This window comes from Ideonella sp., assembly GCF_041287625.1.
Classification (GTDB): domain Bacteria; phylum Pseudomonadota; class Gammaproteobacteria; order Burkholderiales; family Burkholderiaceae_C; genus Ideonella.
This window is the reverse complement of sequence record NZ_JBGGNH010000046.1, coordinates 19,555-41,523: the sequence shown is the minus strand read 5'-3', so window position 1 is coordinate 41,523 and position 21,969 is coordinate 19,555. Positions and strand designations below refer to the sequence as shown.

22 protein-coding genes are annotated in these 21,969 nt (G+C 66.3%); 16 read left to right on the top strand and 6 right to left on the bottom strand.

Annotated elements, in window-relative coordinates:
* The first annotated feature begins 124 nt into the window (after positions 1–124).
* Positions 125–889 carry an SDR family oxidoreductase gene (locus ACAH41_RS18145; protein ID WP_325649748.1) on the top strand — a complete coding sequence of 255 codons (765 nt, stop codon included), beginning with the start codon at positions 125–127 and terminating at the stop codon, positions 887–889.
* Positions 890–992: 103 nt separating this feature from the next.
* On the opposite strand, the gene ACAH41_RS18140 is transcribed toward ACAH41_RS18145, so the two are convergent.
* Positions 993–1,745, bottom strand: a complete 753-nt coding sequence (locus ACAH41_RS18140; protein WP_325649750.1) for a response regulator transcription factor — start codon at positions 1,743–1,745, stop codon at positions 993–995.
* Between the two features lie 171 nt (positions 1,746–1,916).
* Between ACAH41_RS18140 and ACAH41_RS18135 the strand changes: the two genes are divergently transcribed.
* From ACAH41_RS18135 to ACAH41_RS18125, 3 genes are all read left to right on the top strand, one after another.
* On the top strand, positions 1,917–2,777 hold the full coding sequence (locus tag ACAH41_RS18135; protein WP_325649751.1) for a hypothetical protein: 861 nt from the start codon (positions 1,917–1,919) through the stop codon (positions 2,775–2,777).
* Positions 2,774–3,433: a response regulator transcription factor gene (locus ACAH41_RS18130; protein ID WP_325649752.1), complete on the top strand. Its 660-nt coding sequence runs from the start codon at positions 2,774–2,776 to the stop codon at positions 3,431–3,433. Before ACAH41_RS18135 ends, ACAH41_RS18130 begins: the two co-directional genes overlap by 4 nt.
* Positions 3,434–3,510: 77 nt before the next feature.
* Entirely contained in the window at positions 3,511–4,116 is a 606-nt protein-coding gene (locus ACAH41_RS18125) for a helix-turn-helix domain-containing protein (protein WP_325649753.1), read from the top strand.
* Positions 4,117–4,195: 79 nt separating this feature from the next.
* On the opposite strand, the gene ACAH41_RS18120 is transcribed toward ACAH41_RS18125, so the two are convergent.
* Entirely contained in the window at positions 4,196–5,500 is a 1,305-nt protein-coding gene (locus ACAH41_RS18120; protein WP_325649754.1) for a pectin acetylesterase-family hydrolase, read from the bottom strand.
* Complete coding sequence (locus tag ACAH41_RS18115; protein ID WP_325649755.1) at positions 5,497–6,327, bottom strand: hypothetical protein; 831 nt, start codon at positions 6,325–6,327, stop codon at positions 5,497–5,499. Before ACAH41_RS18115 ends, ACAH41_RS18120 begins: the two co-directional genes overlap by 4 nt.
* 243 nt (positions 6,328–6,570) lie before the next feature.
* On the opposite strand from ACAH41_RS18115, the gene ACAH41_RS18110 reads away from it, so the two are divergent.
* The 10 genes from ACAH41_RS18110 (at position 6,571) to ntrC (ending at position 17,419) form a co-directional block, all read left to right on the top strand.
* Entirely contained in the window at positions 6,571–7,383 is an 813-nt protein-coding gene (locus ACAH41_RS18110) for a TIGR00266 family protein (RefSeq protein ID WP_325649756.1), read from the top strand.
* A 219-nt stretch (positions 7,384–7,602) separates the two neighbouring features.
* On the top strand, positions 7,603–8,586 hold the full coding sequence (locus ACAH41_RS18105) for a YncE family protein (RefSeq protein ID WP_325649883.1): 984 nt from the start codon (positions 7,603–7,605) through the stop codon (positions 8,584–8,586).
* On the top strand, positions 8,570–9,382 hold the full coding sequence (locus ACAH41_RS18100; protein ID WP_370538401.1) for a polysaccharide deacetylase family protein: 813 nt from the start codon (positions 8,570–8,572) through the stop codon (positions 9,380–9,382). The genes ACAH41_RS18105 and ACAH41_RS18100 overlap by 17 nt, the downstream gene beginning before the upstream one ends.
* 8 nt (positions 9,383–9,390) lie before the next feature.
* Positions 9,391–10,419 carry a sterol desaturase family protein gene (locus ACAH41_RS18095; protein ID WP_325649757.1) on the top strand — a complete coding sequence of 343 codons (1,029 nt, stop codon included), beginning with the start codon at positions 9,391–9,393 and terminating at the stop codon, positions 10,417–10,419.
* A gap of 55 nt (positions 10,420–10,474) precedes the next feature.
* Positions 10,475–11,398 (top strand): EI24 domain-containing protein, encoded by a 924-nt coding sequence (locus tag ACAH41_RS18090; RefSeq protein WP_325649758.1) that lies wholly within the window; start codon positions 10,475–10,477, stop codon positions 11,396–11,398.
* 29 nt (positions 11,399–11,427) lie between these two features.
* Complete coding sequence (locus ACAH41_RS18085) at positions 11,428–12,213, top strand: molybdopterin-binding protein (RefSeq protein ID WP_325649759.1); 786 nt, start codon at positions 11,428–11,430, stop codon at positions 12,211–12,213.
* A gap of 394 nt (positions 12,214–12,607) precedes the next feature.
* The gene (gene glnA, locus ACAH41_RS18080) at positions 12,608–14,023 is read left to right on the top strand and encodes a type I glutamate--ammonia ligase (protein WP_325649761.1); all 1,416 of its coding nucleotides are present in this window, start codon (positions 12,608–12,610) and stop codon (positions 14,021–14,023) included.
* A gap of 101 nt (positions 14,024–14,124) precedes the next feature.
* On the top strand, positions 14,125–14,661 hold the full coding sequence (locus ACAH41_RS18075) for a hypothetical protein (RefSeq protein WP_325649762.1): 537 nt from the start codon (positions 14,125–14,127) through the stop codon (positions 14,659–14,661).
* Entirely contained in the window at positions 14,658–15,752 is a 1,095-nt protein-coding gene (gene glnL, locus ACAH41_RS18070; RefSeq protein ID WP_325649763.1) for a nitrogen regulation protein NR(II), read from the top strand. Before ACAH41_RS18075 ends, glnL begins: the two co-directional genes overlap by 4 nt.
* A 104-nt stretch (positions 15,753–15,856) precedes the next feature.
* Positions 15,857–17,419, top strand: a complete 1,563-nt coding sequence (ntrC, locus tag ACAH41_RS18065; protein WP_325649764.1) for a nitrogen regulation protein NR(I) — start codon at positions 15,857–15,859, stop codon at positions 17,417–17,419.
* Positions 17,420–17,455: 36 nt separating this feature from the next.
* On the opposite strand, the gene xth is transcribed toward ntrC, so the two are convergent.
* From xth to ACAH41_RS18050, 3 genes are all read right to left on the bottom strand, one after another.
* Positions 17,456–18,220, bottom strand: a complete 765-nt coding sequence (gene xth, locus ACAH41_RS18060) for an exodeoxyribonuclease III (RefSeq protein WP_325649766.1) — start codon at positions 18,218–18,220, stop codon at positions 17,456–17,458.
* Positions 18,221–18,482: 262 nt separating this feature from the next.
* Positions 18,483–19,280, bottom strand: a complete 798-nt coding sequence (locus ACAH41_RS18055; RefSeq protein WP_325649768.1) for a nuclear transport factor 2 family protein — start codon at positions 19,278–19,280, stop codon at positions 18,483–18,485.
* A 63-nt stretch (positions 19,281–19,343) separates the two neighbouring features.
* Complete coding sequence (locus ACAH41_RS18050; RefSeq protein ID WP_325649770.1) at positions 19,344–20,108, bottom strand: SDR family oxidoreductase; 765 nt, start codon at positions 20,106–20,108, stop codon at positions 19,344–19,346.
* Positions 20,109–20,239: 131 nt separating this feature from the next.
* On the opposite strand from ACAH41_RS18050, the gene ACAH41_RS18045 reads away from it, so the two are divergent.
* Together ACAH41_RS18045 and ACAH41_RS18040 are read left to right on the top strand one after the other, a co-directional pair.
* Positions 20,240–21,199, top strand: coding sequence for a LysR family transcriptional regulator (locus tag ACAH41_RS18045; protein ID WP_325649771.1), 960 nt, complete (start codon positions 20,240–20,242; stop codon positions 21,197–21,199).
* A gap of 296 nt (positions 21,200–21,495) precedes the next feature.
* A complete protein-coding gene (locus ACAH41_RS18040; protein WP_325649772.1) occupies positions 21,496–21,963 on the top strand; it encodes a nuclear transport factor 2 family protein in 468 nt (155 codons plus the stop codon).
* Positions 21,964–21,969 lie beyond the last annotated feature (6 nt).

Sequence of the window (21,969 nt, the reverse complement as noted above, 5' to 3'; positions counted from 1 at the left end):
TCGTGAATCGGCGTGAATTCACAGCGATTCACTGGCGTGGCCGGGCCTCTGCCAACACCATGAGGCACGTCGTCCCTCAACCCCGTCAATCGCCCAGGCGTGCGAGCCCGAAGGAGAAGCAACCATGAACCGTTTGTCAGGCAAGGTCGCGCTGGTCACCGGCGCGAGTTCCGGCATTGGCCACGCCAGCGCGCTGCTGTTTGCCGCGGAAGGCGCGAAGGTGGTAGTCACCGCCCGCCGCGCGCCGGAGCTGGACCAGTTGGTCAACACCATCCGCGACCGTGGCGGCGACGCGGTGGCGCTGGCCGGCGACGTGCGCTCGGAGGCGCATGCCAAGGCGCTGGTGGCGCTGGCGGTGGCGCGTCATGGCCGGCTGGACATCGCTTTCAACAACGCCGGCACGCTGGGCGAAGCGGGTCCCAGCACCGGCGTGTCCGAAGCCGGCTGGTCCGACGCGCTGGCCATCAACCTGACCGGCGCCTTCCTCGGCGCCAAGCACCAGATCGCGCAAATGCTGCGCAACGGCGGTGGCTCGGTGATCTTCACGTCGACCTTCGTCGGCCACACCTTTGCCTTCCCCGGCGTGGCGGCGTATGCCGCGAGCAAGTCCGGGCTGATCGGCCTCACGCAGGCATTGGCGGCGGAGTTCGGGCCGCAGGGTGTGCGGGTCAATTCGGTGCTGCCCGGCGCGGTGGACACCGACATGTACCGCAGCATGAATGACACCGAGCAGGCCCAGGCCTTCGTGACCCAGCTGCATGCCTTGAAGCGCGTGGCCACGCCGCAGGAACTGGCGCGCGCGGTGCTCTACCTGGCGTCCGATGACGCCTCGTTTGTCACCGGCACCGCCTCGCTGGTGGACGGCGGTGCATCCATCACCCGCACCTGAAACCTGTACCTGAAACGTTTTGCCGAAGAAACCATGTCCTTGATGTCCAAGCTGGCGATGCCGGTGCTGGCCATCGGACTTCCTGGCCAAGTGACGGCTGAAGTCAGATCGCGTGGCTCAGGCTGCGCGTGGCCGAGGCGGAGGCCGGGGCCTGCGGGCGGTGCACCGGTGGCAGCTCGGTCCGCACGCCGGCAGCGGGCGATGACGGCGCTTGCGAGCCGATCAGCCCGCGCCGCATCGCCACGTTGGCCGCCTCGGTGCGGCTCTTGGCGTCCAGCTTGTTCAGGATGCTCTTGACGTGGGCCTTCACGGTGCCGCCGGACAGGCTGAGCGCATTGGCGATGGACTTGTTCGAGTCGCCCTGGGCCAGCAGCTGCAGCACCTCGCTCTCGCGGCCGGTCAGCGCCTGGTAGCTCATGCTTTCCGCGACCAGGCTGGCCGCTGCCGGGCACAGGTGGCGCTGGCCGCGGCTGACCGCCAGCACGATCTCCTGCAACTGGGTGATGCTGCAGTCCAGCAGCGCGTAGCCGTGCGCCCCGTGGCGCAGCGCGGCCTGCACGTCCTGCGGCTGGACCTGGGTGCTGACGACCAGCACCCGCACGCCGCTGCCCCAGCCGTGCGCATGGTCGCGCCGCTGGGCCAGCAGCAGGGCCGCGCTGGTGGGGTCGCAGACGGCAACGTCGGCCTGTGCGCTCGCGCAGGCTGCCAGCGGTGACGTGGTGGCACCGACGATGTCCACCTCGCAGCTGGACTGGCCGCGCAATGCGGTGGCAATGCCCAGCGCGATCACGGCTTCGCTGTGGATCACGCTGACACGCACGGTGCCAGCCGCATGGGACATCCGCTCATATGACATGTGGGGCCTCCTTTTGGGTGAGTCGATGCTAGGCCGCATCGTTTGCTTTGATCCAGCCCAGGTCCAGCGACGCCAGATTCACCCTTGTGGGTGAAGGCGGCGCGGCCGAACTGCGGCAAGCTGAACCACCGGCCGCACGCCTGTCTTTTCCAGCTCCGCTCATCGTCTGACATGCCGCTTTCCTCGCCGCCGCCGTCGTGTGTTCCGCAAGCCTGTGTCGAGCAGGTGCTGCGTGGCCCCGGCGGTCTGCTGGTGGCGTTTTCGGTGCTGCTGCTGTTGATTGCCGGCTGCAGTTGCGCGCTGTTGCGCAGGCGGGCCCGCGCGCGTGATCGCGAAGCCGAGCAGGCCAGGCAGCTGCGCGAAATGCAGGCCATGCAGTTGCACGACAGCCTGCTGCAAAGCACCCAGGGGCTGGTGCTGGCGGTCGAAGGGCTGGCGGCCACCTTGCCGGCTGACGGGCCGGTGCGCGCGGATTTCGAAACCCTGCTGAACCAGGCGGACGGCTGGCTGCTGGAAGCGCGCGACCGGGTCAGGACCTTGCCGGCAGCCGAGCTGGATGCCAGCGTGCTGTCGCAGGCCATCGCCGCGATCTGGGCCGAGCTGGCGGGGGGAGAATCGCAGGCCTTTGGGGTGCTGGTGCAGGGCCGGGCCCGGCCGCTGCGGCGGCTGGTGTACCACGAGGTCTGCGGCATCATCCGCGAGGCGCTGGCGCATGCCGTGGCCCACACGGGGCTGCGCTCGGCGCTGGTCACACTTCACTACAACGAACAGGTGTTCATCGTCGACATGCAGGACAACCGCCCCGACCACCCAATGCACGGCCTGCCGGCCTCGTCGGCCATGCACGAGCGCGTGGCGCGCATGGGCGGGCAACTGCGCCTGGACGAACGCGATGGTGGGGCGCGGCTGCAGCTGCGGCTGCCCGCGAGCCTGGCGCATGAGGTGCCGGACTTGCCCGCACCGATGGGTGGCGGCCATCCCGCAGGCGGCGGCTGGCGAAGCTTGCTGCAGCGGCTGAAGGCGGACCGTTGAACGCCGCGGCGATCCGCCTGCTCGCGGTGGACGACCATCCGCTGATGCGCCAGGGCATTGCCTCGCTGATCATGTCGCAGCCCGACATGCGGCTGGTGGCCGAAGCGGCCGATGGCGACGAGGCCTTGCAGCAGTACCGCAGCCACCGGCCCGACGTGGTGCTGATGGACGTGCAGATGCCGGGCCGCGACGGCATCGAGGCGATCGAGGCGATCGTCGCCGACGACCCTGGGGCGCGCATCGTCGTGCTGACCACCTACGAGGGGGACGTGCAGGCCTTGCGGGCGTTGAAGGCGGGGGCCCGCGGCTACCTGCTGAAGAACATGGTGCGCAAGGAGCTGCTGGACGCGATCCGCGAAGTGCATGCCGGCAAGCGCCACATCCCGACGGCAGTGGCGGCAATGATGGGCCTGCACTCGTATGGCGAGGCGCTGTCCCCGCGCGAGCTGCAGGTGCTGCGCCAGCTCAAGCAGGGCGGCACCAACCGGCAGATTGCCGATGCGCTGTGCCTGTCCGAGGACACGGTCAAGACGCACATGAAGAGCATCCTGTCCAAGCTGGGTGCCACCGACAGGACGCAGGCGGTGGTGATTGCGCTGCAGCGTGGATTCATCAGCATTGTTGACGCCCCGAGCGGGTCGGCCGGGCGGCGTTGACGCCGCGTGTCCTGGGCGCGGCAAGAACCAGGTGACTGATCAGTCGCAATTTGACTCGTCGGTCATACAATGGTGCCATGGCCAAGGTTCCGTTTCGTGAGCAGGTGTTGAAAGTGCGGGAAGACGCCATCGTGGCGTCGGTCAACCGCTTGCTGGCCGAAAAAGGCTTTGACCTGATGACGGTGGACGAAGTGGCTGCCGACGTGGGCATTGCCAAGGCCAGCCTGTACCGGCATTTCGCCTCCAAGGAAGAACTGGCCGCCGCCGCGATGGTGCGGGTGCTGAACCAGGCGCAGGCCTTGATGGCCACGCTGCCCGCCACCGAGCCCACGCCGCTGGGCCGGCTCAAGGCCGTGGCACGCTGGACCATGCAGTTGCAGCTGGCCGGCGAAATGCCGTCGCTGCCTTCACAGAACTCGTCCTTGCGCACCACGCTGATGGGCCACGAGGCCTACCTGACGCGGCTCAACGAGGTCAGCGAGCAACTCGGCGAATGGATCGTCGAAGCCCAGCAGCAAGGTGCGCTGGACGATTCGTTGCCGCCTGAGCTGGTGCTCTACACCCTGTTCGCCCGTGCCTGCGACCCGGTGCTGCCGGTCCTCAAGGCCACCGGCCAGTACAGCGATGAACGCATCATCGAGCTGTTGCTGCAGACCTGTTTCGGTGGACTGTGCCGGCCCTGAGCCGGGCCTGCGCTTAGCTCAATCGAAGGCAGGACAGCGCGGCCGGTGGTCTCATGTACACGTGAGACCGGGTGCTCCATTACACGAACAGGTTTTCGAGCCAGTTCAAGAGCTGGATGATCGGGCTCAAGGGCTGCGACAGGTCTGAAACCTGGTCGGTCTCGTAGTTGCGCTGCACCGGGCCGCGGTCCATCAGGTTGTCGAAGAAGGGCAGCAGCGAGGCCACGCCCAGTTCCTCGACGCCGGTGCCGGAGAAGTCGACGATGCCCAGGCAGTGGGCGTCGTTGAAGTCGCGGAAGAAGGGCACGTGGTAGTCGACATTGGCCTCCGCCGCGAGCGTGGGCAGCCAGTTGGCCAGGTCGGTGCGCCAGAGCTGGTTGACCAGCTGTTTCTGCACTGCCGGGTCGCTCGCACGCACTTCCGGGTGGAAGTCCAGGTAGCTGAAGCCGGAGAAGACGTTGTCGGTTTCGAAGGCCAGGTAGCCGAAGCGGTCCTGCGGATAGGCCCGCGCCAGCCCGGTGTTCAGGCTGCCCAGGTTGTTGGCATCCAGCGCCGGCAGGCGCGCGGCCAGCCGTGGAATCATGCCACCGGGCTCGTCCAGGCCCCAGGCCGGGCGGATCTTCTGGTGCAGCGGCAGCGAGGGGTACTGGGTGGACGAGGTGGTGCTGGCGCGCGGTGCGTTGAACAGCGGGCCGGAATCGGCCAGCAGCGTGCTCTTGCCCCTGGGTGCCAGCGTGTCGCGCACGGTCGCATAGTTGACCGTGGAGCCGACGCCGCCGGCCGAGAAGCCGCCGACCAGCAGGTCGTCCGCCCGGCCGAGGTTGCTGCGCAGCCACGAGGCGGCGGCGCGGATGTTGACCAGGCCGGCGTGGTGCTGCACCCGCGGGGCTGAAGGATCGACGTCGTCGTAGACCGAGACCTTGCTGCCGGCGTGAACGTCGCCTGTGCAATACGGCAGGTAGACCATGGTCCAGTCCTGCGTGCGCACTTTCTGGAACGGGTCCAGCCGCGAGGTGAAGGGCGTGACCAGGCCGCCTGCGGCCATGGTCTGCAGCGAGTGCATGTAGTCGGGCGGAATGCCGTCCGGGTTGCTGGCGCTGTAAGGACCCTTGCCTTCGCAGGCGTCCTGGTCCCAGCAGGCGCCGCCGCCTTCGAAGGTCAGCGAGACGTTGTGGTTCAGCGGCGTGCGGTTGACGAAGAAGCGGTAGGGTGTGCCGTTGCCGCAGGACGCGCCGGACTCCGGCGGCAGCTCCACCATGTCCCAGTTGAAATAGCCGGCATGGGCGGCCGGCAGCACGACCAGCGCCAGCAAGGCGCTGGCGCGTGCCAGCCAGCGGGAAGACAAGCGGCGCACAGGCGTGCTCGCAGCAGATGCAGGGTTCACGGTTGGGTTCCTCCGGTGGTGCCGGTGTTCTGGTTGTTGCCGCTGTTGCCGGCATAGACCTGGCCCCGCAGCGTGCGCAGCTGCTGGCTCAGTTGGGCTTCGTTGCGCTGGGCAGCGGGTTTGGCCTGCCAGGCGGCCACGGTGCTGGCCTGGGCCTGCAGGTAGCTGGCGTCGCGCGGGTCGGGCTGGCTGGGCGCGGCGGCGGCCTGCTGGCGGCGCCAGGCGACGAGGGCCAGCGCGCGCGCGGCGGTGTCGGGTTGCAGCTGTTCAAGCAGCGCGGCCTTGAGCGTCTGGGCTTCGCCAGCGCTGATTTCGTTGTTCGCCAGATGCTGGTCCAGCTCGCCGTCGAGCTGCCTGGCCAGCGTGCGCAGCTCGGTGGCAGGGGCGCCGCCTTGGCGCGCTTCCTGGAAGCGCCGCACGCGCGACTGGTAGGTCAGCAACTGGCCGATGCGGCTCAGCTCGGCTTCGCGCTGCGGGTGCTGCGCCAAGGCCTGCTGCACCTTGGCCCAGTCTGCCGCGCTGACGCCTTCCGGCGTGCCGGCGCTGGTGGTGGCACTGGGGGTGGCCGCGGCCAGCGTGGCGGCCTGGGTGGCCGGTGCTGTGGCATTGCCTTCAGCCAGGCGGCCGGTACCGGCCGGGGCATAGGTCGGCTTGCCGGCGTAGGCGAACACGCCCAGCCCGCCCATCACCGCCACGGCCGCCAGCAGCGCCAGCGGCCAGGGGCCGATGCGGCCAGCCTGGCCGTGGTTTAGAGCCGGCGTTCCGGGGCGGGCGGTGGGAAGCTTGGACACAGCAGCGGAGCGCAAGGCAAGGGTGGGGCGTGACATGGGCATCCGGCCAGTGTGGTTGGCGGCTGGCTTGGCAGCCATACCCAGTTGCACGCATGACGCGACGAAGCGCCGCGTCATTGTGCCAACGCAGGTTGCATTGCGTTACTTTGAGGTCCCCTTGAATTGGGGATGCCGCAACACACAGCCGGCGGGCTCGGGCTTTTGTACCATTCGCCTCTTTGCAGCCGAAGCGTGGGCGCCGGGCTGCGCAACGAACTTACCTATCGGGGAGTGATCGCCATGGCGATGGATGTGGTGGACTACGAGATCAAGGGCTCGGAGATGCAGTTTGTCGAGGTGGAACTCGACCCTGGCGAAGCGGCGGTCGGCGAAGCCGGCAGCATGATGTACATGGACGCCGGCATTTCGATGGACACGGTGTTCGGCGACGGCAGCAAGTCCACCGGCGGCCTGTTCGGCAAGCTGCTGGGCGCGGGCAAGCGGCTGGTCACTGGCGAATCGCTGTTCACTACGGTTTACACCAACCAGGTGGACGGCAAGAAGCGCGTGGCTTTCGCGGCACCTTACCCCGGCAAGATCCTGCCGATGGACCTGCGCCAGCTCGGCGGCATGCTGATCTGCCAGAAGGACGCCTTCCTCTGCGCAGCGCGTGGCGTGTCGCTGGGCATCTACTTCCAACAGAAACTTTCGGTCGGCTTTTTTGGCGGCGAAGGTTTCATCATGCAGAAGCTCGAAGGCGACGGCCTGGCCTTTGTGCATGCCGGCGGCACGGTGCTGCGGCGCGAGCTGCAGCCGGGGCAGACGTTGCTGATCGACACCGGCTGCATCGTCGCGATGACGCCCAACGTCAACTTCGAGATCCAGTACGTCGGCAAGATCAAGACCGCACTGTTCGGCGGCGAAGGCCTGTTCTTCGCCAAGGTCACCGGCCCGGGCACGGTCTGGCTGCAAAGCCTGCCGTTCTCGCGGCTGGCCAGCCGGGTCTTCGCCGCGGCGCCGCAGAACGGCGGCAGCCGCGAGGAGGGCTCGGTCCTGGGCGGCTTTGCCGGCGCGGGCCTGCTGGGTGGCCTGCTGGGCGGCGACGACGACTGAAACCAACTCGCGGCAGCGGGCTTGCGCCAGCGCAAGCTTGCTGCAGGGAGATGCCGGTCATTCTGGGTCTGACACGGCAGGGCGGCTAAACTGGCGTGTTGCTCCGTCCAGGGTCCTGTTTCAGTGAATTTGTCTGCCGTATTTCCCTTGAAGGCGCGCCGCCTGCCGGCGTTGCAGGCCCTGTTGCTGGCTGTTGGTTGCCTGTCGACCTCGGTGCTGATGGCGGCACCGGAGCCGGCAGCCACGGCCAGTGCCGCAGCGGCCACCGCGCCGCCGCCCGGCCAGCGCCCGATCTTCGTGCTGAACTCGCTGGATGCCAGCGTCAGCGTGCTGGACCCGGTCACGTTCACCGAGCGCGAACGCATTCCGGTCGGCAAGGAACCTCACCATCTCTACCTCACGCCCGACGACAAGTCGCTGCTGGTGGCCAATGCGCTGAGTGATTCGCTGACCTTCATCGACCCGCTGACCGCCAAGGTGCAGCGCACGCTCGGCGGCATTTCGGATCCCTACCAGCTGCGCTTTTCGCCGGACATGAAGTGGTTCGTCACGCTTGCGAACCGGCTCAACCACGTGGACATCTACAAGTGGCAGCCCGAAAACGCCGCCGAGCCGATGAAGCTGGTCAAGCGCGTGTCCACCGGCAAGACGCCCAGTCACCAGTGGATCGACAGCAAGAGCACGACGGTCTACGCGACCATGCAGGACAGCGATGAACTGGTCGCGATCGACCTGGCCACGCAAGCCGTGCGCTGGCGCGTGCCCACCGGCAAGCTGCCGGCCGATGTGTACCTGACGGCCGACGACAAGACGCTGTTCGTCGGCCTGACCGGCGACCGCTTCGTCGAGGTCTACGACGTGTCCAATGGCCCGGCCAAGCTGGTCAAGCGCATCCAGACGGGCGAGGGCGCACACGCCTTCCGCGCGATGGGCGACAAGCGCCACATCTTCGTCAGCAACCGCGTGGCCAACACCATCAGCCTGATCGACACGCAGACGATGACAGTGGTGAGCGAACTGCCCGGCCCCGGCGGCCCGGACTGCCTGGACCTGATGGCCGATGGCCGCACGCTGCTGGTCAGTTCACGCTGGGCCCGCAAGGTCAGCGTGGTCGACATCATCGACAAGAAGGTCGTGCGCCAGATCCCCGTGGGCCGCTCGCCGCACGGCGTCTGGACGCTGGACCATGTGCCGCGCCAGTAAGACCCGTTGCGCCGGCACCCTGACGCTGGCCATGTTGCTGGCCGCGTCCAGCGGCTGGGTGGCTGCAGCGACCTGCGACAAGCCGGTCTACCTGACGCTGGACACCGGCCACATGGGCGTGGCGCCGCTGATCGCGGAAGTGCTGAAGCGCGAGCAGGTCAAGGTCACGTTTTTCCTGGCCAACGAAAAGACGCTGGACGGCGGCAGCAGCCTGGACGACGAATGGGCGCCGTGGTGGAAGGCGCGCGCGGCCGAAGGCCATGTGTTTGGCAGCCACACTTTCGACCACGTCTACTGGCGCGCTGACAAGCCTGGGGGCCGCTTCGTGATGAAGCCTTCGGCCGGCCCGCAGAACGGCAAGACGCTGGAGTGGAGCGCGGCGGATTATTGCCAGGAACTCCAGCGCAGCGCGACGCGTTTCCACGAGATGACCGGCGCGACGATGGCGCCACTGTTCCGAGCGCCGGGCGGCAAGACTTCGCCAGCGCTGCTGGCTGCGGCCAAGGCCTGCGGTTTCGCGCATGTGCCGTGGTCGGCCGCCGGTTTCCTCGGTGACGAACTGCCCAGCGACAAGTACCCCAACGCGCAGCTGCTGCAGAAGGCGCTGCGCGACGTCCAGCCCGGGGACATCCTGCTGGCGCACCTGGGCATCTGGTCGCGCCAGGACCCCTGGGCACCCGCGGTGCTGGCGCCGCTGATCACTGGTCTGAAGGCGCGCGGCATGTGCTTCGCCACGCTGCGCGAGCACCCGCAATACCGCAGCCTCTTCAAGGCCGACGAAGCGGTGGCAAAGTAAGCGGCGCCATGCACGTCTTGTCGTCTGTGTTCGATTGGATCGCCGATGTCTTCGGCCTGGCCCAGCAGTGGTTGTACGAGGCGGCGGTTCAGCCCCTGCTGTTCTCCATGGGTTGGGGCGCCTACCTGGAAGACGCCTTCGACGCGACCGGCTGGCTGCTGGTCGGCTTGATCCAGCTGGTGGTCATCGTCGCGCTGATCGGGCCGCTGCAGCGCTGGTGGCCCGGCGAAGCGGCACCGGCCGATCCTGCACGCCGTGCCGAGCGTCGGCACGCGATCTTCATTGACTTTCTCTACACGCTGCTGCACCGGCTGGGGTTGTTCCGCGTCGGGCTGTTCCTGGCCATCGACCCGCTGTGGGATGCCCTGTTCGGGGGGCTGGCGCTGGCCGGCTACGGCGCCTGGCACCTGGACCAGTGGATCGCCCCGTGGTGGCCGGGCCTGACCGACACCGCGCTGGCTGGCTTCATCGCCTACCTGGTCGTCTTCGACCTTGCCAACTACCTGCTGCACCGGGCGCAGCATCAGTTCGAATGGTGGTGGGCGCTGCACTCGCTGCACCACAGCCAGCGCCACATGACGATGTGGTCCGACAGCCGCAACCACCTGCTGGACGACCTGCTGATCGACAGCGCGTTTGTGCTGCTGGCGCGCTTGATCGGCGTGGCGCCGGGGCAGTTCGTCGCGCTGGTGGCGCTGTCGCAGCTGATCGAGAACCTGGCGCACGCCAACACCCGGCTGCATTTCGGCTGGCTGGGTGAGCGGCTGCTGGTCGGCCCGCGCTTCCACCGACTGCACCACGCCATCGGCGTGGGCCACGAGTCCAAGGGCCAGGGCAGCCTGGGCGGGCACAACTTCGCGGTGCTGTTGCCTGTCTGGGACCTGTTGTTCCGCAGCGCGCATTTCGGCGCCGAATGGCCGGCCACCGGCATCCGCGACCAACTGCCCGAAGCGGGCGGGCGCGACTATGGCCGCGGTTTCTGGCGCCAGCAGTGGCTGGGCCTGCAGCGGCTGTTCTCACGCCGCCAGGCGGGCTGAAAGAACGCCACGGCGCCCCCGGCTTCACGGTCACGCTGCCGTATGCTTGCGCGCCATGAAACTCCTGCTTGATTCGGTCTGGCGCGCGGCGGCCTATCTCTTCATGCCGCGTGTCTTTGGCCTGACCCTGCTGCCGCTCCTGGTGGCGGGTGGCCTGACGCTGGTGACCGGCTACTTTTTCTACGAGCCGGCCGTGGACGGCGTGCGCAATTGGCTGGAAACCTGGTCGCTGACCGAGGCCGTGCTGCGCTGGCTGGACCTGCATGCCGGCACCAGCTTCCGCGCGATGATGGCCATCATCATCGTGCTGGCGGTGGCGATTCCGGTGGTCGTCGTGCTGTCTTTGCTGCTGGTCGCGGCCTTCATGACGCCGGCATTGGTGAGCCTGGTGGCCGAGCGGCGCTTCCCTGGCCTGGAGCGCCTGCGTGGCGGCAACTTCTGGCGTGGGCTGGCCGTATCGCTGGGCGCCACGCTGCTGGCGCTGGTGGGGCTGCTGCTGAGCGCACCGCTGTGGCTGGTGCCGCCGCTCGCGCTGATCATTCCACCGTTGATCTGGGGCTGGCTGACCACGCGGGTGATGAGCTTCGACGCGCTGGCCGAGCATGCCAGCGAAGCCGAGCGGCTGCGCATTCGCGAACGCCACCACTGGCCGCTGCTGATGATCGGCATCATCACCGGCTACCTGGGCGCCGCGCCCACGCTGCTGTGGGCCGTCAGCGCCGCCACGCTGATCCTGGCGCCATTCCTGATCGTCGTCTCGATCTGGCTCTACACGCTGGTGTTCGCGTTTTCCGCGCTTTGGTTCGTGCACTATTGCCTGGGTGCGCTGCGCGACGACCGCCTGATCGTCGCTGGCAATGCCGCCGCCGCGGCCCGCCAGCCGGTGGACTTGCGCGAGCTGCCGGTCGCCGGCCCCGGCCCGGACTACGACTTCCAGCGCGACGTGCCGCCGCAGCCGCCGGTTCTGCCGCCGGCCTGACCCTTCATTCACTTCAACTGCCCCGCACGATGAACTTCGGTCTGATCATCATTGGCGACGAGATCCTTTCCGGCCGCCGCCAGGACAAACACATGGCCAAGGTCATCGAACTGCTCGGCGCGCGCGGCCAGCAGCTGGCCTGGGCCCGCTATGTGGGCGACGAGCGCTCGCGCATCACCGAAACCCTGCGCGAGGCGATGGCCTCGGGCGAAGTGGTGTTCTCCTGCGGCGGCATTGGCGCCACGCCGGACGACCACACGCGCCAGTGCGCCGCGCTGGCCGCCGGCCGGCCGCTGGTGCTGCACCCGGAGGCCAAGGCCCTGATCGAGGAGCGCATGCGGGACGTGGCCGCCGAGCAGGGCACGACCTGGGAACCGGACCGGCCGGACAATGTGCACCGGCTCAACATGGGCGTGTTCCCCGAAGGCGCGCGCATCATCCCGAACCCGTACAACAAGATTCCGGGCTTCAGCGTCGCCCATGTGCACTTTGTGCCGGGCTTTCCAGTGATGGCGCATCCGATGATCGAATGGGTGCTGGCGACCCAGTACGCCGAACTGGCGCCACTGGCCCATGAGGAACGCTCGCTGTTTGTCTACGGCAGCATGGAGGCGACGCTGACGCCGCTGATGGAGGCGCTGGAAACCCAGTTCGCCGGCGTGCGTGTCTTCAGCCTGCCCAGCGTGGACCATCCGCAGCGCGGCAGGCACATCGAACTGGGCGTGAAGGGTGAGCCGGCCGCCGTGGCGGCAGCCTTCGCACAATTGCAACAGGGCTTGGCGGCTTTCGAAGGCTTGCGCTTCGACCTGGCTTGAGGCAGCGCGAGTGAGGTGACGCCCCGATTTGGCGGCAATGCCCTTTTTTGGTTCTTCGACTTTCCAGTTTGGTGCGTTGACCGGTGCGTGGGCGCGCATGGCAGCTTGCGTGCGCCTGTGTTGCCCTGGATCGCCTGCGCGGCATGGGTCGATTTGGCTTCCAGCTTGGCTGTGCCGGCTTGGTGCAATCCGGGTGTCGTCTCGCGGTCAGGCGGGTGGTTCGAGCCCTGCCTGGGGCCCGTTGGCAGCGGGCCCGATCCCCATTTCTGGGCATGGTTTCTGCTACATTCGCCGGCGCCGTGGTGCCCCCGTGAGCTCGCCCGAGGGCAGGCCAGTGCCGGGGAATTGCGTCCAAGCACCCTGTTGAACAACTCATCCGCCAGGAGCCTTATTGATGGCCAAGACCGTCGCCGATGTGATGAAGCTGGTGAAGGAAAACGAAGTCAAATTCGTGGACTTCCGCTTCACCGATACCCGTGGCAAGGAACAGCACGTGACCGTGCCGGTTTCCCACTTTGACGAAGACAAGTTCGCCTCGGGCCATGCGTTCGACGGTTCTTCCATCGCTGGCTGGAAGGGCATCGAGGCCTCCGACATGCTGCTGATGCCGGACCCGAACACCGCCAACGTCGACCCGTTCTTCGAAGAGCCGACGCTGATCCTGACCTGCGACGTGATCGACCCGCATGACGGCAAGCCCTACGAGCGCGACCCGCGTTCGCTGGCCCGTCGCGCCGAGGCCTACATGAAGTCGTCCGGCCTGGGCGACGTGGCCTACTTCGGTCCGGAACCCGAGTTCTTCGTTTTCGACAGCGTGCGCTGGGCGAACGACATGTCCGGCTGCTTCTTCAAGATCGAATCCGAAGAAGCTGCCTGGAACAGCGGCAAGGAATACGAGCACGGCAACAGCGGCTACCGTCCTTCGGTCAAGGGCGGCTACTTCCCCGTGCCCCCGGTCGACTCGGCGCAAGACATGCGCTCGGAAATGTGCCTGCTGCTGGAGCAGATGGGCATTCCGGTCGAAGTGCATCACCACGAAGTGGCGAACGCGGGCCAGATGGAAATCGGCACCAAGTTCAGCTCGCTGGTCGAGCGCGCTGACTGGGTCCAGCTGCAGAAGTACATCATCGTGAACGTCGCCCATGCCTACGGCAAGACCGCGACCTTCATGCCCAAGCCCATCGTCGGCGACAACGGCTCGGGCATGCACGTTCACCAGTCGGTCTGGAAGGACGGCAAGAACCTGTTCGCCGGCGACGGCTATGCAGGCTTGTCGGAATTCGCGCTGTACTACATCGGCGGCATCATCAAGCATGCCCGCGCGCTGAACGCGATCACCAACCCCGGCACGAACTCGTACAAGCGCTTGGTGCCTGGCTTCGAAGCCCCGGTGAAGCTGGCCTACTCGGCCAAGAACCGCTCGGCCTCGATCCGCATTCCGTACGTGGCCAACCCCAAGGGCCGCCGCATCGAAGCCCGTTTCCCGGATCCTTCGGCCAACCCGTACCTGGCTTTCAGCGCGCTGCTGATGGCCGGCCTGGACGGCGTGGAAAACAAGATCCACCCGGGCGAAGCCGCCACCAAGGACCTGTATCACCTGCCGCCGGAAGAAGACGCGAAGATCCCGACCGTCTGCCACAGCCTGGACCAGGCGCTGGAATACCTGGACAAGGACCGCGCGTTCCTGACCAAGGGTGGTGTGTTCACCGATGCTTACATCGACGCCTACATCGACCTGAAGATGCAGGAAGTCACGCGTTTCCGCATGGCCACGCACCCGGTGGAATACGACATGTACTACGCCCTGTGATCCGTCACGGATCATTGGTAACGGAAGAGGGACGGCTTGCGCCGTCCCTTTTTTTTCGGTTCACAATGCCGGCCATGCGGTTGTCTGCCCTGCCATTTCCCATGCCTTTTGTCCTCAGTGACACCCCAGCCTCAACTGGTTTGCCCGGTGGCTTCCTTGCCCTTGCTGCGTGTGTGGCGCTGCTGGCGGGGCCGGGGCGGGCGCAGGCCCAATCGCCCTCGGTGTATTACATCTGCCCCGGCAATGTGTTCACCAACACGATCACCTCGAAGGAGGCCGAGTCGCGCGGCTGCAAGGCGCGCGAGGCCCAGCAGCCGACGACGATTGCCGGCCCGAGGGTGAAGGCGCCTGCCGGCCCGGCCACCACCGCCCGTTCCGATGGCGAGCGGGTTGATTCCGCCGAGCAGAAGAGCCGCGACACCGATGCCCGCCGCATCCTGGATGGCGAGTTGCGCAAGGAAGAAGCGGCGCTCGAAGCGATGAAGCGCGAGTACAACAACGGCGAGCCGGAGCGCCGCGGCGACGAACGCAATTTCCAGAAGTACCAGGACCGCGTGTCGGAGCTGAAGGCCGCGATCACGCGCAAGGAAGCCGACGTGGCCGCGCTGCGCCGCGAACTTGGCAAGCTGCCGTCGTGAAGCTGCTGCGACCGAGAGAGTCGGCCGAGGCCAAGGCCTGGGAGACCTTCGACCTGCTGGCCACGATGGTGGCCGTGGTCCAGCCGGACGGTACCTGCCTGTTCGTCAACTCGGTGCTGGAGTCGGTCATCGGCCTGTCGCGCAAGGCGCTGCTCAAGCGCAGCATGCTCGAATGGTTCCGTGAACCGGCTGCGCTCAGCGAGGCGATCGACGCCGTTGCCCGCAATGAATTCGCCACCCGCCGCTTCGAAGGCGCGCTGCGCCGCGCAGTGGTCGGCCACCACGAGCCGCTGCCGGTGCACATCATCGTCAGCCAGACCGAGCATTCGCACACCCGCATCCTGGTCGAAATGCTGGAGATCGAGCAGCAGACCAAGCAGGACCGCGAGGAGCGCGCGCTGGGCCAGGCGCAGGTCACCAAGGAGCTGATCCGCAACCTGGCGCATGAGATCAAGAACCCGCTGGGCGGCATTCGCGGCGCGGCGCAACTGCTGGCGATGGACCTGCCGTCGCCCGAGCTGATCGAGTACACCCAGGTCATCATCCACGAGGCCGACCGGCTGCAGTTGCTGGTCGACCGGCTGCTGGCGCCGCACCGCAAGCCGCACGTGGTGACCGACGTGAACATCCACGAGGTTTGCGAACGGGTGCGCTCGCTGGTGCTGGCCGAGCATTCGCGCGGGCTGGAGGTGGTGCGCGACTATGACGCTTCCATCCCCGAATTCCGCGGCGACCGCGAGCAGCTGATCCAGGCCTTGCTGAACATCGTGCACAACGCCAGCCAGGCGCTGACCGAGCGCATTGATGCCGGTGATGCGCAGATCGTGCTGCGCACCCGCATTGCCCGGCAGGTGACGATCGGCAAGCAGCGCAATCGACTGGCACTGGAATTGCATATCCAGGACAACGGACCGGGCGTCCCCGACCACCTCCGAGAACGCATCTTCTTCCCCTTGGTATCGGGGCGGGAGGGCGGCTCGGGGCTGGGGCTGACGCTGGCGCAGACCTTTGTGCAGCAACATCAGGGCATGATCGAATGTGACAGCGAACCGGGACGCACGGTCTTCAAGATCGTGATTCCGTTGCCCTGAAGCGAGGACACCCCCAGGCCGCCCATGAAGGTGGCCCGCGCGGGGGGTGGTTCAATTTGGGAGAGCGGCCTTTCCTTGGCTTTCAAGACCTAACGACCGCTCGAATGAAACCCATCTGGATCGTCGACGACGATCAATCCATCCGCTTCGTCCTCGAGAAGGCTTTGGCCCGCGAGCAGCTGCCGGTGCGCAGCTTTGCCAACCCCCGCGACGTGCTGGCGGCGCTGGCGGATGACGAACCCCAGGTGCTGGTCAGCGACATCCGCATGCCGGGTGGCTCCGGGCTGGAGCTGCTGGCCAAGGTCAAGGAGCGCATGCCCAACCTGCCGGTCATCATCATGACCGCGTACTCGGACCTGGACAGTGCCGTGTCGGCCTTCCAGGGCGGCGCCTTCGAATACCTGCCCAAGCCCTTCGACCTGACCAAGGCGGTGGAGCTGATCCGCCGCGCAGTCGAAGAAAGCCTGCGCGAAGAGGTCAACGACGAACGCGGTGCCCCGGCCCCCGAGATCCTCGGCCAGGCACCGGCGATGCAGGACGTGTTCCGCGCCATCGGCCGGCTGTCGCAGAGCAATGTCACGGTGCTGATCACCGGCGAGTCCGGCTCCGGCAAGGAACTGGTGGCCCGCGCGCTGCACCGCCACAGCCCGCGCGGCGACCTGGGCAGCAACGGCCCGTTCATCGCGATCAACACCGCGGCCATTCCGAAGGACCTGCTGGAGTCCGAGCTGTTCGGCCATGAGCGTGGTGCCTTCACCGGCGCGCAGACCATGCGCCGCGGCCGCTTCGAGCAGGCCGATGGTGGCACCTTGTTCCTGGACGAAATCGGCGACATGCCGTTCGACCTGCAGACCCGGCTGCTGCGCGTGCTGTCCGACGGCCAGTTCTACCGCGTGGGCGGCCACCAGCCGCTGCGCAGCAATGTGCGCGTCATTGCCGCCACCCACCAGAACCTGGAACAGCGGGTGCGCGAAGGCGGTTTCCGCGAGGACTTGTTCCACCGCCTGAACGTGATCCGGCTGCGCCTGCCGCCGCTGCGCGAGCGCAACGAGGACATCCCTGCACTGGCCCGCTTCTTCCTGCAGAAAAGTGCCAAGGAACTGGGCGTGGAGCCCAAGCGCATCACCGACGACGCGCTGGAGCGGCTCAAGCTGTTCGAGTTCCCGGGCAACGTGCGCCAGCTCGAAAACGTGTGCCACTGGCTGACGGTGATGGCGCCGGCCCAGGTCATCGAGTCCAAGGACCTGCCACCGGAATTTCTCGGCCCGGTGCCAATGGCCTCGGTCAACAGCCTGCATGTCGACCCCGCCGAGACCGCGCGTGCGCTGCCGCAGGGCGGGTATTCGCCGCTGCCTGCGACGGCGCCGCAACCCGGCAGTCATGCCCTGGCACCTGTCGTCGCACCACCATCACCGGCAGGCGCGGCGCCGGTGCCGAATGCCAGCGGCGAGGCGCCCTGGCTGCAGGACCTCGAAACCGAAGCCAAGCGGCTGCTGGAAGCGGGTTCGCCAGAAGTCTGGGACCTGCTGACCCGGCAATTCGAGGCGCGGCTGATCCGCACCGCGCTGGCCATCACCCGGGGCCGCCGCATCGAGGCGGCGCAAAAACTGGGCATCGGGCGCAACACCATCACGCGCAAGATCCAGGAACTCGCGCTGGACGACTGAAGTCAGGGCCGGTGCCGCGCGGGTACCGGCTGCGCTTCAGTCCAGCGTGACGACCACCGGCGCGTGGTCGCTGGGCCGCTCATTCTTGCGCGGCAGCTTGTCGATCACGCAGGCCGTCACCCGCGGCTTCAGCGCCTGGCTGACCAGGATGTGGTCAATGCGCAGTCCCTGGTTCTTGCGGAACGCCAGGTTGCGGTAATCCCACCAGCTCCAGCTCTTCGGTGGCTGCTCGAACAGCCGGAACGCGTCGACAAAGCCCATCTCTATCAGTGCCTGGAAGTGCGCCCGCTCTTCAGGTGTGCAGTGGATCTGCCCGGCCCAGGCAACCGGGTCGTACACGTCTCGGTCTTCCGGTGCGATGTTGAAGTCGCCCATCAGCACCAGCTGTGGGTGCTTTGCCATCTCGTCGGCCAGCCAGCGGCGCAGCGCCGTCAGCCAGCCCATCTTGTAGACGAACTTGTCGCTGTCCGGCGCCTGTCCGTTCGGGAAATAGGCGCCGACCACGCGCACGCCACCCACCGTCGCCGCGATCACCCGCGCCTGCTCGTCTTCGAAGCCGAAGATGTTGCGTGCCACATCGGTGGCCGGCTCGCGAGACACCAGCGCCACGCCGTTGTAAGTCTTCTGGCCGAACCACTGCGCGTGATAGCCGGCCTCTTTCAGCGCCTCATGCGGAAACTTGTCGTCGGTCAGCTTCGTTTCCTGCAGCACCACCACATCCGTCTGGTGCTGTCCCAGCCAGTCCAGCAGCTGCGGCAGCCGCACGGCAAGCGAATTCACGTTCCAGGTGGCGAGCTTCATGGTCATCTTAAGTTACTGTTTTATTGAAATTTATTCGTTTGGCTTTGAGCGATACCGCCACTCATACCCCTAGAATTTTCCGCTGCTGCGTGGCGCCCGATGCATGTCCGGCCGGCCGCAGCTTGTTGCACCCATCGTACAAGGGTCCTCGTTATTGGCAGGTTCGCGCGACGGGGCAAATTTCAGGCAAGAGACATCCCGGTGTGATCTTTGGGCCACACGCCGGCAACAATCAGACGACCGCGCACGGGGTGGATTGCCGTTAGCCCCTGCTCGCCAACCACGGATAGCGGGCCGTGTCCTTTCCCGCATAGTCCGGATCGAGATAGACGAACAGCCGCTGGATCTTCGACTCCTTGATCTCGAACACATCGCACCACTGTGCGGAGGTCCACGGGCCATCGCGGTGCTCACCGCTGCTGGTGCCCTCCACCGCGACACGCGATCCGGACACCGTCCAGATAAAGCCGTCATAGTCGTGCTTGATGGCTTTCAGCGTGGGGCCGAATTCCATCAGCAGCTTGAGAATCTCCTGCTTGCCTTTGGCCACGCCCCACTTGGGGAAGTACACCTGCGCATCATCGGCAAAAAGATCCAGCACGCCCCCGCCCGTGGACGTGGTTCCGCCGTTGTCGAGGGCTTTGATGTATTCCATGACCACGGCCTTCAGCGCAGGCTCGGCATCTGGCGTGAAGGCCCGCGACGCCTCGAGGGTGTCCAGCGCCTCACGCAGAAGCTTGATCTTTCCGTCTTCGGCGACGAGCCGGCCGGCATAGCGCTGCTTGTAGGTCTTTCCCGTTGCGGGCACCCGCGCTTCGACTTCGTACTCGCCGAAGGCCTGGTCGGGCGTGTCGATCAGGATGCGGATGTTGTGAAAGCTGAAGCCCGGCACCATCGCGAGAAATCCCCGAAGGAATTTCTCGATCGCGGCCGGACCTTGGGCGCGCGCGTTCACGGTCGGAAGCTCCAGGACCCCGTCGTCGGCAAACAGCGCTGCTGCGGCCGCAGGGTCTTGAATCGTTGCGAGATAGTCTTGAAGCAGACGGGTGGCGTTTTTCATGATGGTGTCCTGTCAAATGAATGGGGTTGGAAGGGTTCTTTGGTCGTGGTGGCGCTGCGCAATTCAGACCTGTGCGAGTCCGCCGTCAACGAACAACTCGGCGCCGGTGACGAATGACGAGTCTTCAGACGCCAGGAAGACGGCCGCCTGCGCCACGTCCTGGGGCTGACCCATGCGTCCGATGGGAATCTGGGTCGTCATGTAATCGAGCAGTCCTTGCTGCTGAGCAGGCTCGGGCCCGGCAAGGTCCACCAGACCAGGCGTGTGGATGGGGCCCGGTGACAGCGTGTTGACGCGGATCGCCTTGCCCTTGAGATCCAGCACCCAACTGCGGGCGAGATTTCGGACGGCAGCCTTGGTCGCGCTGTACACACTGAAGCTGGCCGTGCCGACGATGCCGGTGGTCGATCCGGCCAGAATCACCGACGCACCGTTCACCGCCTTGTCGAGCAGCGGAAGCGCCTTTTGAACCGTGAACACGACGCCCTTGACGTTGCGGTTGAAGGTCTCGTCGAAGTGCGCCTCGGTGATGGCGCCGAGCGGGAGCATGCTGCCTCCGCCCGCATTGGCATACAGCACGTCAATGCGACCGTGGTCCGTCGCAACCTTGTCGTACAGGCGGTCGAGATCGTCGAGCTTGCTGGCGTCGCCTCGCACGCCGATGGCGTTCGGTCCCACGGCCGCGACTGCGGCGTCGAGTTCCGCCTGGCGGCGGCCGGTCATGTAGACAAACGCGCCCTCTGACGCAAACGCCTTGGCCGCTGCGAGCCCGATGCCGGTGCTCGCGCCCGTGATGACGGCGACCTTGCCTGAAAGTCTTGTTCCCATGTCTTTGCTCCAGTGGTTGAAAGGGTGAGCAAAGCTTAGGGAATGCAGGCAGCTGAATAAAGCGGTCGCACTTGACTACTTATTCCACGTGTTTGAATAATCAGGCCACTCTCGTTGTCACTCGATTGGCCATGGATCAACTGCTTGCCCTGCGCGTGTTGGCGCGCATCGCCGACATGGGCGCCTTCTCGAAAGCGGCGGACGCCATGAACATCCCGCGAGCGACCGTCACGAAGCTCGTGCAGGATCTGGAACGGCATCTGGGCGTCAAGTTGCTTCAAAGAACAACCCGTCAAGTCAATCTGACACCTGAGGGCGCCGAATACGTCGAAAGGGCCAAGCGATTGCTCGGAGACCTCGACGAGATGGACGAGCGCGCGGCCAGAGCGCGCGCAAGGCCCAGTGGCAGGATTCGAGTCGACATCGGGTCGGTGCTGGCCAACATGATCCTCATTCCGGCACTGCCCGCATTCCGCGCGCGCTACCCCGAGCTGTATGTCGACCTTGGCGTGAGCGACCGTCCGATCGACCTCATCGGAGAAGGTGTCGATTGTGTTGTCCGTGGCGGCGATCTCGCCGACACCTCGCTTGTCGCCCGGCACATCGCTGACCTTGACTGGTGCACCTGCGCGAGCCCCATCTATTTGGGCGCGCGTGGCACGCCCAAGCATCCTTCAGAGCTCCTGCCCCCCGAATCGTCCTCAAAGGACAAGACGCGCGTGCCGGGTCACGCCATCGTCGGGTATTTTTCGTCGCTCACCGGGAAGGCATTTCCGCTCGACTTTCGAAGGGGAGATGAGCACCTGGTGGTGAACGGCCAGGTAGCGGTGGGCGTCAACGAGAGCACCGCCCACCTCAGCGCGCTGTTGACCGGCGCGGGGCTAGGCCAGGCCTTTAGGTTCATGGTGGTTCCCCACATGCAAACCGGCGCACTGCGAACTGTGCTCGACGACTGGACGCGACCGCGTCATCCTCTGCACGTGGTCTACCCGAGCAGCCGACATTTAAGTACGAAGCTGCGGGTGTTCATCGATTGGATTGCGGAGACGTTTGCCCCGTTCGACGACCGGGGCCGCTCGCATCAGAGGTGATGCCCCGTTAGAACGATGCCGGCGTTGACTGCGGGTAGCAGGAATCGCCCGGCCGACGCCGGCTGCTGCCTATGGCGCCGGAAGCTCGCTGCCGACGGTGCAGAACGACCCGATCATTGCGCTCAGCGCCCCTGCGGGCGTTGAGCGTCAACATGATTTACGGATAAGTTCTTACACTGCGCTATCTGCCGCCATCGCCTTGGTTAAGTTCAACAAGGTTTATCTGACGCAACCCGGCGCCGCGCGTTCGATCGGCACCTTGGTCGTTGAGGCATCACCACCGGTCCATCCGCGCCATGACCACCTCTCTAGACACCCTCGCGATCCGTGAACTCGTTGATGCCTGGCACGCAGCCGTGAACCTGCGCGACATATCGCTCCTGCACGATGCTTTCGAGCCGTCAGCGGTGTGGGAGGTGTTGGCACCGGTCAACCTTCGTCACGAAGGTCGCGATGCGATCCTGAAGGGTCTGCAGGAATCGATGGGACGGCAAGAACTACTGGTGCAGTTGTGCTCCGGACTGGTCGTGACCCTGCGCGGCGACAGTGCAGCGTCCGCCGTCAGCACCCTGGTGGAACAGGGCCGAGAGACGAAGGAATCGGCGCCCTGGATGGCCATCGCTTTCTACCGGGACGAACTGGTGAAGCGCGACGGGCGTTGGCGCTTCGCAACGCGCAGCTTGCATGTGCGCTACTTGGGCCCGCTGGACTTGCGGGGCACGTCATTCCCCACAAAAGGGCTCGACCTGCCCTCGTTCGGTTGAACACGT

Bases quoted from the DNA above. Each gene is read 5' to 3' on its own strand.
- ACAH41_RS18045 (WP_325649771.1), top strand. From the start codon at position 20,240: ATGGATCAACTGCTTGCCCTGCGCGTGTTGGCGCGCATCGCCGACATG.
- xth (WP_325649766.1), bottom strand. From the start codon at position 18,220: ATGAAGCTCGCCACCTGGAACGTGAATTCGCTTGCCGTGCGGCTGCCG.
- ACAH41_RS18095 (WP_325649757.1), top strand. From the start codon at position 9,391: ATGCACGTCTTGTCGTCTGTGTTCGATTGGATCGCCGATGTCTTCGGC.
- ACAH41_RS18145 (WP_325649748.1), top strand. From the start codon at position 125: ATGAACCGTTTGTCAGGCAAGGTCGCGCTGGTCACCGGCGCGAGTTCC.
- ACAH41_RS18100 (WP_370538401.1), top strand. From the start codon at position 8,570: ATGTGCCGCGCCAGTAAGACCCGTTGCGCCGGCACCCTGACGCTGGCC.
- ACAH41_RS18105 (WP_325649883.1), top strand. From the start codon at position 7,603: ATGGCGGCACCGGAGCCGGCAGCCACGGCCAGTGCCGCAGCGGCCACC.
- ACAH41_RS18090 (WP_325649758.1), top strand. From the start codon at position 10,475: ATGAAACTCCTGCTTGATTCGGTCTGGCGCGCGGCGGCCTATCTCTTC.
- ACAH41_RS18135 (WP_325649751.1), top strand. From the start codon at position 1,917: ATGCCGCTTTCCTCGCCGCCGCCGTCGTGTGTTCCGCAAGCCTGTGTC.
- ACAH41_RS18040 (WP_325649772.1), top strand. From the start codon at position 21,496: ATGACCACCTCTCTAGACACCCTCGCGATCCGTGAACTCGTTGATGCC.
- ACAH41_RS18050 (WP_325649770.1), bottom strand. From the start codon at position 20,108: ATGGGAACAAGACTTTCAGGCAAGGTCGCCGTCATCACGGGCGCGAGC.
- ACAH41_RS18055 (WP_325649768.1), bottom strand. From the start codon at position 19,280: ATGAAAAACGCCACCCGTCTGCTTCAAGACTATCTCGCAACGATTCAA.
- ACAH41_RS18140 (WP_325649750.1), bottom strand. From the start codon at position 1,745: ATGTCATATGAGCGGATGTCCCATGCGGCTGGCACCGTGCGTGTCAGC.
- ACAH41_RS18085 (WP_325649759.1), top strand. From the start codon at position 11,428: ATGAACTTCGGTCTGATCATCATTGGCGACGAGATCCTTTCCGGCCGC.
- ntrC (WP_325649764.1), top strand. From the start codon at position 15,857: ATGAAACCCATCTGGATCGTCGACGACGATCAATCCATCCGCTTCGTC.
- ACAH41_RS18075 (WP_325649762.1), top strand. From the start codon at position 14,125: ATGCCTTTTGTCCTCAGTGACACCCCAGCCTCAACTGGTTTGCCCGGT.
- glnA (WP_325649761.1), top strand. From the start codon at position 12,608: ATGGCCAAGACCGTCGCCGATGTGATGAAGCTGGTGAAGGAAAACGAA.
- ACAH41_RS18110 (WP_325649756.1), top strand. From the start codon at position 6,571: ATGGCGATGGATGTGGTGGACTACGAGATCAAGGGCTCGGAGATGCAG.
- ACAH41_RS18115 (WP_325649755.1), bottom strand. From the start codon at position 6,327: ATGTCACGCCCCACCCTTGCCTTGCGCTCCGCTGCTGTGTCCAAGCTT.
- ACAH41_RS18125 (WP_325649753.1), top strand. From the start codon at position 3,511: ATGGCCAAGGTTCCGTTTCGTGAGCAGGTGTTGAAAGTGCGGGAAGAC.